Source organism: Arthrobacter sp. Bi26 (genome assembly GCF_918697925.1).
Lineage (GTDB): Bacteria > Actinomycetota > Actinomycetes > Actinomycetales > Micrococcaceae > Arthrobacter.
Genome location: NZ_CAKKMF010000007.1, coordinates 43,500 through 58,219, shown reverse-complemented (window position 1 = coordinate 58,219; position 14,720 = coordinate 43,500). Strand labels below are relative to the sequence as shown.

15 protein-coding genes are annotated in these 14,720 nt (G+C 68.3%); 4 read left to right on the top strand and 11 right to left on the bottom strand.

Going from position 1 to position 14,720, the window contains the following annotated elements:
• The first annotated feature begins 178 nt into the window (after window positions 1–178).
• On the top strand, window positions 179–661 hold the full coding sequence (locus tag LQV16_RS03090; RefSeq protein WP_229992477.1) for an Hpt domain-containing protein: 483 nt from the start codon (window positions 179–181) through the stop codon (window positions 659–661).
• A 69-nt stretch (window positions 662–730) separates the two neighbouring features.
• Here LQV16_RS03090 and LQV16_RS03085 read toward each other — a convergent pair whose 3' ends face one another.
• The 6 genes from LQV16_RS03085 to LQV16_RS03060 form a co-directional block, all read right to left on the bottom strand.
• The gene (locus LQV16_RS03085) at window positions 731–1,492 is read right to left on the bottom strand and encodes an SDR family oxidoreductase (RefSeq protein WP_229992476.1); all 762 of its coding nucleotides are present in this window, start codon (window positions 1,490–1,492) and stop codon (window positions 731–733) included.
• Between the two features lie 73 nt (window positions 1,493–1,565).
• A complete protein-coding gene (locus tag LQV16_RS03080; RefSeq protein ID WP_229992475.1) occupies window positions 1,566–2,918 on the bottom strand; it encodes a glycosyltransferase 87 family protein in 1,353 nt (450 codons plus the stop codon).
• A gap of 103 nt (window positions 2,919–3,021) precedes the next feature.
• A complete protein-coding gene (locus tag LQV16_RS03075; RefSeq protein WP_229992474.1) occupies window positions 3,022–4,386 on the bottom strand; it encodes an MFS transporter in 1,365 nt (454 codons plus the stop codon).
• The gene (locus tag LQV16_RS03070; protein ID WP_229992473.1) at window positions 4,383–4,904 is read right to left on the bottom strand and encodes a helix-turn-helix domain-containing protein; all 522 of its coding nucleotides are present in this window, start codon (window positions 4,902–4,904) and stop codon (window positions 4,383–4,385) included. Before LQV16_RS03070 ends, LQV16_RS03075 begins: the two co-directional genes overlap by 4 nt.
• Window positions 4,905–4,998: 94 nt before the next feature.
• Window positions 4,999–6,207 carry a cystathionine gamma-synthase gene (locus LQV16_RS03065; protein WP_229992472.1) on the bottom strand — a complete coding sequence of 403 codons (1,209 nt, stop codon included), beginning with the start codon at window positions 6,205–6,207 and terminating at the stop codon, window positions 4,999–5,001.
• A 17-nt stretch (window positions 6,208–6,224) separates the two neighbouring features.
• The gene (locus LQV16_RS03060; protein WP_229992471.1) at window positions 6,225–7,610 is read right to left on the bottom strand and encodes a cystathionine beta-synthase; all 1,386 of its coding nucleotides are present in this window, start codon (window positions 7,608–7,610) and stop codon (window positions 6,225–6,227) included.
• Between the two features lie 69 nt (window positions 7,611–7,679).
• On the opposite strand from LQV16_RS03060, the gene LQV16_RS03055 reads away from it, so the two are divergent.
• The gene (locus LQV16_RS03055; protein WP_229992470.1) at window positions 7,680–8,873 is read left to right on the top strand and encodes an SLC13 family permease; all 1,194 of its coding nucleotides are present in this window, start codon (window positions 7,680–7,682) and stop codon (window positions 8,871–8,873) included.
• Window positions 8,874–8,926: 53 nt separating this feature from the next.
• Here the strand turns inward: LQV16_RS03055 and LQV16_RS03050 are convergent, their stop codons facing one another.
• The gene (locus LQV16_RS03050) at window positions 8,927–9,349 is read right to left on the bottom strand and encodes a VOC family protein (protein ID WP_229992469.1); all 423 of its coding nucleotides are present in this window, start codon (window positions 9,347–9,349) and stop codon (window positions 8,927–8,929) included.
• Window positions 9,350–9,512: 163 nt separating this feature from the next.
• Here LQV16_RS03050 and LQV16_RS03045 point away from each other — a divergent pair, with 163 nt between their 5' ends.
• Complete coding sequence (locus LQV16_RS03045) at window positions 9,513–10,493, top strand: 3-methyladenine DNA glycosylase (RefSeq protein WP_229992468.1); 981 nt, start codon at window positions 9,513–9,515, stop codon at window positions 10,491–10,493.
• 19 nt (window positions 10,494–10,512) lie between these two features.
• Here the strand turns inward: LQV16_RS03045 and LQV16_RS03040 are convergent, their stop codons facing one another.
• On the bottom strand, window positions 10,513–12,189 hold the full coding sequence (locus tag LQV16_RS03040) for an AMP-binding protein (RefSeq protein WP_229992467.1): 1,677 nt from the start codon (window positions 12,187–12,189) through the stop codon (window positions 10,513–10,515).
• A gap of 111 nt (window positions 12,190–12,300) precedes the next feature.
• On the opposite strand from LQV16_RS03040, the gene LQV16_RS03035 reads away from it, so the two are divergent.
• A complete protein-coding gene (locus tag LQV16_RS03035; RefSeq protein ID WP_229992466.1) occupies window positions 12,301–12,579 on the top strand; it encodes an antibiotic biosynthesis monooxygenase in 279 nt (92 codons plus the stop codon).
• A gap of 114 nt (window positions 12,580–12,693) precedes the next feature.
• Here the strand turns inward: LQV16_RS03035 and trxA are convergent, their stop codons facing one another.
• From trxA to LQV16_RS03020, 3 genes are all read right to left on the bottom strand, one after another.
• Window positions 12,694–13,107, bottom strand: coding sequence for a thioredoxin (gene trxA / locus LQV16_RS03030; protein ID WP_229992465.1), 414 nt, complete (start codon window positions 13,105–13,107; stop codon window positions 12,694–12,696).
• 78 nt (window positions 13,108–13,185) lie between these two features.
• Complete coding sequence (locus tag LQV16_RS03025) at window positions 13,186–13,731, bottom strand: acyl-CoA thioesterase (protein ID WP_229992464.1); 546 nt, start codon at window positions 13,729–13,731, stop codon at window positions 13,186–13,188.
• Window positions 13,732–13,782: 51 nt separating this feature from the next.
• Window positions 13,783–14,511 carry a Type 1 glutamine amidotransferase-like domain-containing protein gene (locus LQV16_RS03020; protein WP_229992463.1) on the bottom strand — a complete coding sequence of 243 codons (729 nt, stop codon included), beginning with the start codon at window positions 14,509–14,511 and terminating at the stop codon, window positions 13,783–13,785.
• Window positions 14,512–14,720 lie beyond the last annotated feature (209 nt).

The window sequence follows — 14,720 nt, the reverse complement described above, 5'->3', positions numbered from 1 at the left end:
CCTGGATCCCGCGAAGACGATCCCTGTCGTGCGATACGTATGAGGCCAGTGATACAAGTGGTGACTGCTGAGTTTCCGCGTAGCCAGCACTCGTGTTCTCCCTGGGGCGCATTCGTAGAGTGGTGCCATCGCAACCGATCCGACGGGTCGGCACAGGATACCGGGTGAGGGGGACATCATGGGTCTCAGGGCCAAGTCAGGCGCGTGGACGCTCGGCGTCTTTCCGGCACGTCACGCCGCGAGCAGGGCGGACGTGAACGACCAGGATTTTTCCAGCGCTGACCAGGGACCCCGCAAGTACCGTGCCCGCATCGCCACGGCACGCGTTCTGGACAGCAACCGACTTCAAGAGAGCGCAGGAACACCCCAATCCTGGAGGTTCCACGACTTCGTCAGTACATCCCAGCTCATGCTTCCCCACCGGGTCGAAAAGGTCCACCGAGCCTTGACCGTCGGGGACTGGGAGGAGGCGCGCCTCGCCGCCCATAGTCTGTCCTGGTCCGCATCCATGGCCGGTGCCTGCCGGCTCCAACTCATAGCCGAGCTCATTGATGCCGACCTCCAGTCCGGGCGCAACGCCCGTGCACGCGAGACGGCCTGCCTCCTCCAAAGCGCCGCCACCGAACTGGCAACAGCCCTCGCCCTGCTGACCGCCGACTGACCGGATCCGGGGCGACCGTCGGATGCCCGCATCAGCGTCCGCTGACGCGCCAGGCTGCCGGGTCCAGGCTCAGGCGGAGAAGCCGCCGTCGGCCTTGACCAGCTGCCCGGACATCCAGCGACCCTCGGGCGAGAGCAGGAACGCGACGGTGCCGGCCACGTCTGCCGGGGTGCCCAGCCGGCCGCCGGGCTGCCGCCGGGCCAGGTCGTCACGGAGCGGCTCGTCCATCCAGCCGGTGTCCACCGGTCCCGGGTTGAGTACGTTGGAGCTGATCCCGAGCGGGCCAAGTTCCCGGGCCGCTGCGATCACGATCCGGTCCAGGGCGCCCTTTGATGCCCCGTAGGGCAGGTTGAACGCGGTGTGGTCACTGGTCAGCGCCACGATGGCCCCGCCGTCGGGACCGGCCTGCCGGGCGAAGGCGGCAATCAGCTGCCAGCTGGCCCGGGTGTTGACCGCGAAGTGCCGGTCGAAGCTCGCCAGGGACGTGTCCAGGATGCCGGAGTCCACGGATTCGGCATGGCTGAGCACCAGTGCCTGCAGGGTTCCGGCCTCGGTCGCAGCGGCGGCCATCAGCCGGTCCACGGCGTCCGGGTCCTGGAAATCCGCGGGCAGAGCCACGACGGCGGCGCCGATCGCCTGCAGCTCAGCGGTGAGGCGTTCGACGTCGTCCGGCTGGACTCCCCACGGCATCCGGGCGTCGTAGTCCTGCCAGTACGTCAGTACGAGGTCCCAGCCATCCGCGGCGAGGCGGCGCGCGATGCCGGCGCCGATTCCGGCGAGCCGGCCGGCGCCGGTGACAAGGGCAGTCTTACGGGGTGACGAAGAGCTCATGCCGGACAGCCTAGCGGCGGCCGGACGTGCCGCACCTGCTAGATCCCGCCTTCCGAAGGTCCCCGGGCGGCAGTTACGAGGAGACCGCGGGGGCGCGGAGGTCCCGTCCGGCGGCGGGCACGGCATCAAAATCGAGCCCCGGTGCCACCGAATCCCGCCGCAGGGCTACAAGCCAGCACACCAGCATGGCCACGGCGCAGAAGACGCCGGCACTGGAGGCCATGATCCACAGGCCGGGCGTCTGGACATCGAGGTTTTCCGCGCCCAGGGCTGTGCCAATGGTCTTGGGCGAGAACAGGAACACCATGATCGAGGTGCCCAGCACGCCGCCCATGGTCCAGCGCATTCCTGCGTAGCGGTGGGGGGTTTCCCGCAGGGTCCAGGCGAACGCCGGAAAGACGGCCGCGACCCACACCCAGTGGTGGGACCACGAGACCGGGCTGATCAGCAGCATGGTGAGGGCCGTCGCCGACACGGCCACGACGCGGGCGCCCTGATCGCTGGCGGCTTTGATCACTGCGGCGCCGACGGCCACAACCATAAGGCTCAGCACCAGCCACGGCACAGTGACGTGCGCCTCCGGGACACCGAAGTGCAGCAGGGCACCTTTGAGGGACAGGTTGTCCACATAGCCCGCTCCCCCCATCCGGGACGTGTCCGGCAGCATCTGGAGCCAGAACTGCAGGGATTCGGCGGGACGCAGCAGCCAGCCGGCCAGCACGGTGGCGGTGAAGCCAGCGGCCATATTGCCCAGTCCGCGCCAGTCCCTGCGGACCAGGTAGTACAGCCCGAAGACCAGCGGCGTCAGCTTGATGCCGGCGGCGACGCCCACCAGGAAGCCGCTGCCGGGGAAGCCGCGGGTCCAGCGATGGTTGCGGGCCAGCAGGTCCACCGCGATCAGGCCCATCAGCAGCGCGTTGATTTGGCCGAACACCAGGGTCTCGCGCCAGGGACCCAGGTTCAGCACCGCCAGGACCAGGACGGCGGCGGCCCAGCCGTTGCCCGGAATCCGGAAGGTGGCGCGCCAGGAGGCTTTCGCGTTCCAGTACCGGACCGCGCGGACCGCGGTCAGGATCGCCACCCCGGCGCCGGCGGCGTTGAACAGGGTCAGCGCTGCCGCCTGCGGCAGCCGGGCCAAAAGGCTGAAGAGGATGGCGGCGAACGGCGGGTAGGTAAACATGAGCGTCGGTCCACCGGCCCAGTCCACGTTGCCCGCATACAGGTCTGAAGGCGCCGCGCCGGCGTCGTTGAGGATTTTGCCGCCGTACCAGTACACGCTGAAGTCCAGGCCCTGCTTGGCCCAGGCACCGAGCGAGATCCAGATGAAGTAGCCCACCGCGGCGATGGCCAGGATGACGGAGAGCCGGAGCAGCTGCCGGGCGGGTGTGCGCCGCGCCGGGCTGCGGTCTGAATCGGGCACTGACATGAATTCCCCCATCGGGCTGCTGGTGTAGACGCTGGCCGTTTGGGCGGTTCCGTCCAGGGCGGCGCAAACGCGCCCTCGCTGTCGGGCCAGTCTACAGACCCGGCTACGCCGGCACCGGGACGGACTCCAGCTTCCGGGCGTCCCTGCGGATGGTGGCGCTGATGACGGCGGCGATGGTGCACATGGCGGCGGCGGCGAACCAGGCATAGGTGTACTGGCCGGTGGCGTCGCGGACCGCCCCGGCCGCCAGGGCCGCGGCGGCCGCGCCGAGCTGGTGGGCCGCGAAAACCCAGCCGAACACGACGCTCCCGTCGGCGCCGAACACCTGGCGGCAAATCGCGGCCGTCGGCGGCACCGTGGCGACCCAGTCCAGGCCGTAGATGACCACGAACACGATCATGCTGGGCTGGACGGTGGCGCTGAGCAGCAGCGGCAGGACCAGCAGCCCGATCCCGCGGAACTGGTAGTACACGGCGAGCAGGATCCGCGGGTTGAAGCGGTCCGTGAGCCAGCCGGAGGCGATGGTGCCGATGATGTCGAAGAGGCCGACGACGGCGAGCAGGCCCGCCGCGGTGGTTTCGGGCATGCCGTGGTCATGGGCGGAGGGGATGAAGTGGGTGCCGATCAGCCCGTTGGTGGTCGCGCCGCAGATCGCGAAGCCGGCCACGAGGGCCCAGAAGGTACGCACCTTGCTGGCCCGTTTGAGGACCTGCAGGGCCCGGACCGCGGCGTTCCGGCGGGGCTCCGCCGCTGCCTGCCCGGGCGCTGCCTGCCCGGCCGGCCCGGTCGAGTCGGTCGATTCTGGCCCTGTGACGGCGCCGGCGGCCGGCGGCGTCGCCCCGTAGGGCAGCACGCCGACCTCGGCCGGTGAGTTCTTCAGGAACTTCAGCACGAGCGGCACCACGGCCAGCGCGCCGGCACCGATGAGGAGCGAGGCCTGCCGCCAGCCCGGGTCCTGGGCCAGGAGCGCGATGAAGGGCAGGAACACGAGCTGTCCGGCGGCACTGCCGGCGGTGAGGATGCCGATGACCAGGCCGCGGCTCTTGGCGAACCAGGTGTTGGCGATGGTGGCGGCGAAGACCAGCGCCATGGATCCGGTGCCGAGCCCGATCAGCAGCCCCCAGGTCAGCAGGATCTGCCAGGACTGGGTCACGAAGACCGTCAGGGCGCTGCCGGCGCCGATCAGCACCAGGGCCACGGCCGTGACGGCGCGGATGCCGAAGCGTTCCATCAGGGCTGCCGCGAACGGCGCCGTGAGCCCGAAGAGCACGAGGTTGATGCTGACCGCGGCCGAGAGCACGGTGGTGGACCAGCCGAACTCGTTCTGCAGCGGCACCATCAGCACCCCCGGCGCTGCCCGGAACCCGGCGGCGCCGACCAGCGCGAGGAAAGCCACGGCGGCAACAGTCCACGCCGGGTGGATGCGGCGCCGGACCGGCGCGGGGGTCATGGTTTCAGGGGCGCTCATGCGGCGGTTCCGTTCTGGTCAGGGGTCGCGGTGCCGGACGTGGCCAGGGGCACGGGGTCCGCGGTGCGGGAGAGGCTGTGCCAGCTCGTGTTGGTGGCCGTCAGCGGTTCCCCGCAGGCCGTACACGTGTCCGCCGAGGAGGTCCTCTCCCCGCAGCCGGTGTGGATGACGAACATGTGCGCCTGCCCGGAAGGCGCCGGGAGGTGCTTTTCGGCCCAGATCACGACGGCGTTGAGCACCGGGAGGGCGTCCTCGCCCTTGGCGGTCAGGACGTATTCCTGGCGGGTGCGGCCGCCGTCGTCGTAGGGCCGCCGGGTGAGGAGCCCGGCCTCCACGAGCCCGGCGAGCCGCTTGGTGAGGACGGAATCGGCCGCCCCGAGCCGGGCCTTCATGGCCTCGAAGCGGCCGTTGCCGAAGAACACCTCGCGCAGGACCAGCATGCTCCAGGGATCGCCGAGGATGTCGAGGCCGCGGGCCATGCTGCAGGTCCGCTGGGACCAGTCGGATCGGAGTGCCATGCGGCCACCCTAGCTGACTCTCTTAGAGAAAGCTAGGGTGGCCGCGTTCGGCGCACCGGACTGACGCCTGCGCGGCGGTCAGCTAGGGGTGCAGTTAGCTGCCGGCGTCCAGGGAGGACAGCGCGGCGTCAAGGTCGGCGATCAGGTCCTCGACGTCCTCAATGCCGCAGGAGAGCCGGATCAGGTTGACCGGAACCGCCAGTTCGGTGCCCTTGACCGAGGCGTGCGTCATTTCCGAGGGGTAGTTCATCAGCGATTCGATCCCGCCCAGGGACTCGGCCAGGGTGAAGACGGAGGTCGATTCGGCCACCTTGCGTGCCGCGGCCTCGCCGCCCTTGAACTGCACGGAGATCATGCCGCCGAATTTCTTCATCTGCTTCTTGGCCAGCTCGTGGCCCGGGTGGGAGGGCAGGCCCGGGTACAGCACGGCTTCGACCTCGGGGCGCTCCAGCAGCCATTCGGCCACGGCCTGGGCGTTGTCGCTGTGCCGGTCCATGCGCACGCCGAGGGTTTTCAGGCCGCGCGTGGTGAGGAAGGCGTCCATCGGCCCGGACACGGCGCCGACGGCGAACTGGACGAAGCCGATCTTCTCGGCCAGCTCGGGGTCGTTGACCACGATCGCACCGCCGACGACGTCCGAGTGGCCGCCGATGTACTTGGTGGTGGAGTGCACCACGATGTCGGCGCCGAGGGCGAGCGGGGTCTGCAGGTACGGCGAGGCAAAGGTGTTGTCCACCACGAGGAGCGCGCCGGCGTCGTGCGCCACCTTGGCGAGCGCCTCGATGTCGGTGATCTTCATCATCGGGTTCGACGGCGTCTCCACCCACACCAGGCGGGTCTTGCCGCCGCCGTCGGCCGTGCCTCCGGCTGCTACGGCGGACGCGACGGCGTCGAGGTCGGACATGTCCACCGGGGTGTTGCCGATGCCCCACTCCCCCAGGACCCGGCTGATGAGCCGGTAGGTTCCGCCGTAGGCGTCGTTGCCGAGCACAATGTGGTCACCGGGGCGGGTGAGGGCGCGGATCATCGAGTCCTCGGCGGCCAGGCCTGAGCTAAAGGAGAACGCGGCGCTCCCGCCTTCCAGCGCGGCCAGCTGCTCCTGCAGCGAGTCACGGGTGGGGTTGGTGCCCCGGCCGTATTCGTAGCCGTCCCGCAGCCCGCCGATGCCGTCCTGGGCATAGGTCGACGAGAAGTGCACGGGGGGCACCACCGCCCCGGTGCGGGGCTCAAACGCCTGTCCGGCGTGGATGGCGCGGGTGTTGAAGCCCGGGATTTTCGAGGAAGAGCTTTCAGGCACAGACATGGGACTCCTTGAACTGGTCAGTTGCTGAGGTACGCGAGGAGGTCGTGGCGGGTCAGGATCCCCACCGGAGCGCCGACAAACGTCACCATGAGGGTGTCAGCGTCGGAGAGGAGTTCGCGGGCGGTCGAGATCGATTCGAGCGAGCCGATCACGGGGAGGCGGGCCTCCATGTGTTCGGAGATTTTGTCCGAGAGTTTTGCCTCGCCGCGGAAGAGCTTGGCCGTCAGCGTGCGTTCGTCCACGGCGCCAAGGACCTCGCCCATGACGACGGGCGGTTCCTGGGACAGGACGGGGATGTGCGAGACGCCGTACTCGTTCATGATGTTGATGACATCGCGGACGGACTCGTTCGGGTGGATGTGGACGAGGTCCGGGAGTTCACCGGTTTTGGCCTTGAGGATCTCGCCCACCGAGGCCTCGTCCCCGCTGGCCAGGAAGCCGTAGGAGCGCATCCACTGGTCGTTGAAGATCTTCGCCAGGTAGCCGCGGCCGGAGTCCGGCAGGATGACCACGACGACGGCTTCCACCGGGAGGTCCTTGGCGACCTCCATCGCAGCCACGACGGCCATGCCCGAGGACCCGCCCACCAGCAGCCCTTCCTCGCGCGCCAGCCGGCGCGTCATCGCGAAGGAATCGGCGTCGCTGACGGCAATGACGTCGTCCGGGACGGACTTGTCATAGTTGGCCGGCCACATGTCCTCCCCGACGCCTTCGACGAAGTACGGGCGGCCCGTGCCGCCGGAGTACACCGAGCCTGCGGGATCCGCGCCGATGATCTTCACGACGCCGCCCTCGGCCCCGGGCCGCCCGGCGGAAACTTCCTTGAGGTACCGGCCGGTGCCGGTGATCGTGCCCCCGGTGCCGGCGCCGATCACGCAGTGCGTGATGCGGCCGTCGGTGTCATGCCAGATCTCAGGGCCGGTGGTCTCATAGTGGCTGGCCGGTGCGGCCGGGTTGGAGAACTGGTCCGGCTTGTAGGCTCCCGGGATTTCGGTGACGAGCCGGTCCGAGACGCCGTAGTAGCTTTGCGGGCTGTCCGGCGGGACGGCGGTGGGCGTGACCACCACTTCGGCGCCGTAGGCCTGGAGCACGGCCCGCTTGTCTTCGCCGACCTTGTCCGGCACCACGAAGATGCAGCGGTAGCCCTTCTGCTGCGCCACCAGCGCCAGGCCAACGCCGGTGTTGCCCGAGGTGGGTTCCACGATGGTGCCGCCTGGCAGGAGCTTGCCCGTTCGTTCGGCCTCCTCGATCATCTTCGCCGCGATGCGGTCCTTGATCGAACCGCCGGGGTTCAGGTATTCGAGCTTTACCAGGATGGTGGCTGCGATGCCATCGGTCACGTGGTTGAGTTTGACGAGCGGCGTATGGCCGATGAGGTCCAGAACGGACTGGGCGTACTTCATAGGTACAAAGCTACCGTCTCCGGCGGGGATGCACCTCGGCGCGGCGACGCCTCCAGCAGGTGCGAGGATATGGCAGTGAAGAGGATCGCCCGGCTGAAGAAGCTCAGGAGCTACGCGCTGCCCGCGGGCATGCTGCTGGCGGGGTGCGCGGCGCTGGCCACCGGGCTGTTGCCGGTCCCCGCTTTTCAGGAGCTGGCGGCAAGGACCGTGCCGGTGCTGGCGTTCGTGGTGGCGATGTCCCTGGTCACGGAGTTGGTGGATGAGGCCGGGCTCTTCCGCGTGGTCACGGAGAGGCTGGCCGCCCTGGGCCGCGGCCGGGTCCTGTTGCTGTGGTTCCTCGTCATCGCACTCGCCACCGTTTCCACGGTGTTCTTGTCGCTGGATACGACGGCGGTGCTGGTGACTCCCGTCGTCGTGCTGCTGGCAATCCACGCCCGCATTCCGCCGCTGCCGTTCGCGCTGACCACAGTGTGGCTGGCGAACACGGCCTCGCTGCTGCTGCCGGTCTCCAACCTGACCAACCTGCTGGCGCAGGACCGGCTCAAGCTCAGCCCCGCCGCGTTCGCTTCGCTGGTGTGGGCCCCGGCCCTGGTGGGCATCCTCGTGCCGCTGGTGCTGCTGTGGCTTCCGTTCCGGAAGGATCTGCGCGGCAAGTACGGACCGCAGCCGGTCCATAGGGTGCGGGACCGGGTGCTGCTGTACGCGGCATCCGGGGTCATGGTGGTCCTGCTTCCGGCGCTGGTCTCCGGGGTTCCGGTGCAGATCCCGGCGCTCGCGGCAGCCGCGGCCCTGCTCCTGCTGTTCCTCTGGAGGCGGCGCTCCGCCCTGCGCTGGTCCATGGTTCCTTGGCGCCCGCTCATGCTCACGTCCGGACTTTTCATGGTGGTGGAGGCCCTGCACGCCAACGGGCTCACCCGGTTCCTGTCCGGGATCGCCGGTACGGGCGAGAGCCTGCCGGCGCTCCTGCAGCTCGCCGGCCTGGGTGCGGGGGCAGCCAACGCCGTGAACAACCTGCCCGCCTATTTGGCCCTGGAACCGGTGGGCGGTTCCCCGGCCCGGCTGGCGGCCCTGCTGATCGGCGTGAACCTGGGCCCGCTGGTGACCCCGTGGGCTTCCCTGGCCACGCTGCTGTGGCACGAGCGGCTCCGTGCCCTCAACGTGGAGATCCGCTGGGGAGGCTTCGCCGTGGCCGGTGTAGCGGCCGTCGTCCTCACGGTCCCGTTGGCGGTCGTGGCACTGTGGCTCACGACGGGGATGCACTGAGCTGCATGCCCTGAGGTGGATGTACTTCAGTGCCAGCGCGCCCGTCGGCGGCGTCAGGCGCCGATGTCATCCGCCGCGGCGCCGGCGCCGCCCTCACGCGGGGCGCTCTGCCAGAGACCGACCACATTGCCTTCGGTGTCCCGGAAGTAGGCGGCCCAGCCCATAGTGCCGACTTCCTGCCGTGGGGAGACAGTGCTGCCGCCCAAGGAGTTGATCTTCTCCAGCGCCGCGTCAATGTCATCAACGTCCACGGTGACCACCGGGGACGTGAGGTCTCCCTCACGGTGGAACATGCCGCCGTTGATGGAGCCCGCAACGGAGGGCATGCCCGTTGCATCCGTCGGCGTCGTCTTGATCATGGAGTAACTCATCTCGGGCACCGAGCTGACCTCCCAGCCAAACGCCGAACTGTAGAACTCCCGTGCGCGGCCCTCGTCGTCTGCGGGGATTTCAAAATGTACAACTCCACCAGCCATCACACTCTCCCAAGAACAAGGATTCGGGCCACGAGGCAGGCGTGGACGCTCCACGCCCCAGCCGGATCTTAGTCCCGGCAGCGCTGGAGGTTTAGGGCCCTACGGCCCATGCTCCGCACAGGCAGATGCGGCCGCTGTCAGGGGGACATGGGAACATGTTCGAATGACCGTTGCAGACGTCCCCGCAGGCATTGCCGCCGCGGCGGACGCCTCACTGCGGTGGCGCCCGGGCGGCCCGTTCGACTTGATGCAAACCATCGGCACGCTCCTGCGCGGCCACGGCGACCCGTCCATCCGCACCGCCCCGGACGGGGTCTGGCTCGCGTTCACCACCCCGCACGGTCCGGCCACGCTGCGCCTGGCAACCGCCGGGCCGCGGGCGGACCCGGCAGTGGACGCGCAGGCCTGGGGCCCCGGAGCGGTGGACGCCGTCGCCTCCGTTCCGCGCATGCTCGGGAGCGAGGACGACTGGTCCGGCTTCGACGAGCCCGAGTTCCACGCCACGCTTCCGCGCATGGTGGTTGAAGCCCGACGCCGGAACCCCGCGATCCGGCTGCCTGCAACCGGCCGGATGATCGACTCACTGGTGCCGACCATCCTGGAGCAGAAGGTCACGGTCATCGAGGCCCGCCGCGGCTACCGCTACCTGATGTACCGCTTCGGGACGGCGGCGCCGGGTGCCGGCACGGTGGCTCCCGCCAATCTGCTGGTCCAGCCGACGGCCGCGCAGTGGCTGCACATTCCGTCCTGGGAATGGCACAAGGCCGGCGTGGGCCCGCAGCGTTCGGCAACCATCATGCGGGCGCTGCGTTCCGCCGTCGCGCTTGAACGGCTCGCCGCGCTGCCCGCTGCGGAGGCAGGGGCCAAGCTGCAGACCCTTCCCGGAATCGGGGTGTGGACGGCGGCGGAGGTGGTGCAGCGCACGCACGGCTGCCCGGATTCGATCGCGGTGGGCGATTACCACCTCGCGGCCTACGTGGGCGCCGCCCTGACCGGCCGACGCACCGACGACGCCGGCATGCTCAGGCTGTTGGCCCCTTGGGCAGGGCACCGGCAGCGTGTGGTCCGGATGATCGGCCTGAGCGGCTTCCGGAAACCGACCTTCGGCCCGCGCATGACCATCCAGGACCACCGCGGCCACTGACCCCCACCCCGCGTTGCTGTCAGAGGCCCAGCCGGGCCGCGGCCTCCTGGCGCATGTCCACCTTGCGGATCTTGCCGGAGACGGTCATCGGGAAGCTCTCGCGGACGTCCACGTAGCGCGGAATCTTGTAGTGCGCGAGCTTGCCGCGGCAGAACTCGGCCAGGCTGGCGGCGTCCATCGGAGCGGCCCCGGGCTTCAGGATGACGCAGGCCATCAGTTCCTCGCCGTACTTGGCGTCCGGGACGCCGATCACCTGCACGTCCTGGATGTCCGGGTGGGTGTAGAGGAATTCCTCGATTTCGCGCGGATAGATGTTCTCACCGCCACGGATCACCATGTCCTTGATCCGGCCTTCAATCACGATGCAGCCGTCCGCGTCCATCCGGGCGAGGTCCCCGGTATGCATCCAGCCGTCGGCGTCGATCGCCTCGGCCGTCTTGTCCGGCTGGTTCCAGTACCCCCGCATCACGGCGTAGCCGCGCGTGCAGAGTTCACCGATCCCGCCGCGCTCCAGCACTTCTCCCGTCACCGGGTCCACAATCCGGCTCTCCAGGTTCGGCATGGTCCGGCCCACGGTCTCGGTCCGCTGGGCCATGGTGTCCACGCTCCGCGTCATTGTGGACACCGGCGAGGTCTCCGTCATGCCGTAGCAAATGGCGACGTCTGTCATGTTCATTTCGGTAATGACCCGGTTCATCACCTCGATCGGGCACAGCGATCCGGCCATCACGCCCGTGCGCAGTGTCGCGAGGTCGTAGGAGGCGAACTCCGGCAGGGCGAGCTCGGCGATGAACATGGTCGGCACCCCGTACAGCGAGGTTCCGCCGAAGTCCTGCACGGCCTCCAGCGCCGAGGCCGGCGTGAACGCCCGGCCGGGGATGATGGTGGCGGCGCCGTGGCTGAGGGCCGCCAGGTTGCCGATCACCATGCCGAAGCAGTGATAGAAGGGCACCGGGATCACTACGCGGTCGTGTTCTGTGTAGCCCAGCTGCTCGCCGATCGAGTAGCCGTTGTTGAGGATGTTGTGGTGCGTCAGCGTGGCGCCCTTCGGGAAACCGGTGGTGCCCGAGGTGTACTGCAGGTTGATGGGATCGTGCGGGTCCAGTTCCGCCATGCGCGCCTTCAGGGCGGAATGCCCGACGTCGTCAGCCCGCTTGAGCAGCTCGGCGTACGTGCGCTCCGCGTCGTTTTCGGGTTCGCCCGCAGTCAGCCCGGCCAGGCCGGCATCCGGGAGGAAGACCAGCTCGCGCAGGTCCGGGCACGCCGCCAGCGCCTGCCGCGCCATCCCGGTGTAGCCGCTGTTCCGATCCGACGGCGCGGAGACCAGCATCCGCATGCTGTTCTGCTTGACCACGAACTCGAGCTCGTGGCTGCGGTAGGCGGGGTTGACGTTGACCAGGATCGCCCCGATCTTCGCGGTGGCGTACTGCAGGATGGTCCATTCGGCGCAGTTGGGGCTCCAGATGCCAATCCGCTCGCCCTTCCCGACGCCCAGGGCGAGGAGCGCACGAGCCAGGCGGTCGACGTCGTCGTTCAACTTGGAATAGCTCCACCGCCGGGCCTCTTCGCCGGGCACCGCGGCCGCCTCGATCAGGGCGTCGTGGTACGGGAACCGCGCCGCAATCCGTTCGAAATTCGCGCCAATGGTGTCCTCGAGCAGCGGAACGTCAGTGTCCCCGGCTGTGTAAGCAAGCATGATGAGACGCTACCAACTGACCGGAGGCAAAAGAAGAGCAAAGCTTGGAAGTCCTATGAAATCTTGGGTCATCTTCCGGTGCCGGCGCGGCGGCCCGGTAGGGTAATTGCCATGAGTGCACCCGTTGATCTTCAGGCCATTTTCATTCCCAACGACGGCGAATTCTTCCGCGTGAAGCTCGCCCTGGAAATCGCGATTGACGAGGTGGTCAACGAGCCCGGCTGCATCCGGTACGAGCTCACCGAGGCCAGCGAGGACAAGCTCGTGCTGACCGAACGGTGGGCCAGCCAGGCGGACCTGGACAAGCACTCCAAGGGCACGGCCGTCCAGGACCTGAACGAGTCCCTCAGCGCGCTGCTGGCCGAGCCGGTCAAGCTGAAAATGCTCTAGGCACCCGCCCCTCAACAACGCCAAAATGCGGGGTCACTCCGCGCCCATCCTTGAAGGATCCATGGGCGCGGAGTGGCCCCGCATCGCTTTCAGCCGAGGAATTAAGCCGGGGAGTCAGGACTCCGGAATCTGGGTCCCATCCTGGTTGGCCGCCGCGGCGGCGGCCTCTGCCTGCGAACGGGCCACGTGGGCGTGGACTTCTTCCATGTCCAGGGCCTTGACGGCGTCGACCACCTGCTCGAGCTGCTGCGCGTTCAGGGCGCCAGGCTGCGAGAACACCAGGACCTTTTCGCGGAAGGCCATCAGCGTGGGGATCGACGTGATGCCGGCCTCGGCAGCGAGCTGCTGCTCGGCTTCAGTGTCGACCTTGGAGAAGACGACGTCCGGGTGCTTCTCGGAGATCGCTGAGTATGTGGGGCCAAACTGCTTGCACGGGCCGCACCATTCGGCCCAGAAATCGACGAGGACAATGTCGTTATCCTCGACTGTCGATGCGAACTGTTCACCTGTGATGTCTACGGTAGCCATGAGTCAACGGTACGGGAGCCGGCATGGATTGTCCCCGGCATTTCGCTGTTGGCACATCCGGGCAGGCCGGCCCGGATGCTACGCCCAGGCGTGCGGGGCCGGACGCCTGGCGCCGGGCAGGGCGTTGGTTTCACGCCATTCGTGGATCCACTCGGGCAGCTCCAGATCCGCCGGCGGAGCGCCGAATTCGCGGATGATTTCCTCCTGGCTGACGGGTTTGCCCTTACTGAGAAGCCGGGTGGCGATGTAGGCGCGCGCGTAAACCTCGCCGTCCACCACCATCCGCTGCTCGAAGTAGATGGCCTTCGAGTCGAGGCCGATGATCCTGGATTCGATGGTGTATTTCTGCCAGAGCTGCAGCGAACGGCGGAAGGCGATGGTCTCCCCCGCCGCCACCGGGGTCCAGCCCCTGCGGCGCATCTTTTTCCAGGTTCCGCTGCGGGCCATGAGATCGAAGCGCCCGAGGTCCATGAGCGAGAAGTACATGCCGTTGTTGACGTGCATGGCGATGTCGATATCCGTGGGCAGGACCCGCAGCGGCAGCGAGGAGTTGCCCCAGATGCTCAGGGGTGAGCGGCGCGAGGACGTGAACAGCAGCAGGAGGGTCCGGAATAGGAGGTGCATGACTCAATGTTACCCGTGAGTAACAAACGTGCCAAGGGGCGGGCTCCGGGCCTAATGTTGCGCGGTCAGGACCGAGACTGTGGCCTTGGTGCCAACACCGCGAATCGTCCAGCAGTTCCCAGCGCCGATTACCTCCAACGATTCCAGGTCCCTGTGGTGTAGGACCAGGGCAGTGTTCTCATCCACGGCCGCCGCACGGTCCACGAGGCCTTTCGCCACCGCGCCAACCGCCCGGCTTAGAGTTCCGGCCTGCGCGGCGTGGACGTCGACCGCGAAAGGCACCAGTCCAAGTCCGTCGCGGATTTCCAGTTCCTCGAGTCCCTCAGACCATTCGACCGGGCAGATTTCTGTGCCCCGGATTCGGTAGCCGCCGACAATCGCCCGCGCTGGCGCCACCATCGCCCCGGCGGAGAACCCCATATACGGCACGCCCTCCGAGACCATTCGACGGATGGCCTCCGCGGACGGCCGCAGGCCATCCAGGTATCCCGGCGTCGGGCCGCCCCCGACGACGATCCCGTCGACGTCGTCAAACGCGGCAGGATCCGCCTCCTTGTTGAAGTGGAGAAGGACCGGGAGCACCTCGCAGACGACTCGGGATTCCAGCGGCTTCAGATAGGCGGGCAAAAAGTATTCCGAACTGCCCTCGTGGTCAAAGAGAACCACGGCGATGCGAGGAACCCTGCCAGGCGCCCGGTGCCGGACTTCCTTGACGAACCGGTCGAAGACGGCAGGAGTGGTCACGGTGTCGGGGCCGCCGCCGACGAGCAAGATGGTCATGGCTTCAAGGTACCCGGATCCGGGGCAATCGCGATGGGCCAGGCGCATCTGAACCAGCCTCGGCCGACACCGCACTTGCTCGCGGCCCAGCCTGCGGATCGGGGCGAGGCGGGCGGCATCGCCGGATTCCGTCGGTGCGCGGACAGAATGGAGCCGACCGCCGGGGCGGCTCCGACGACCTCAACGATTGACCGGCCCGGACTGCGAGG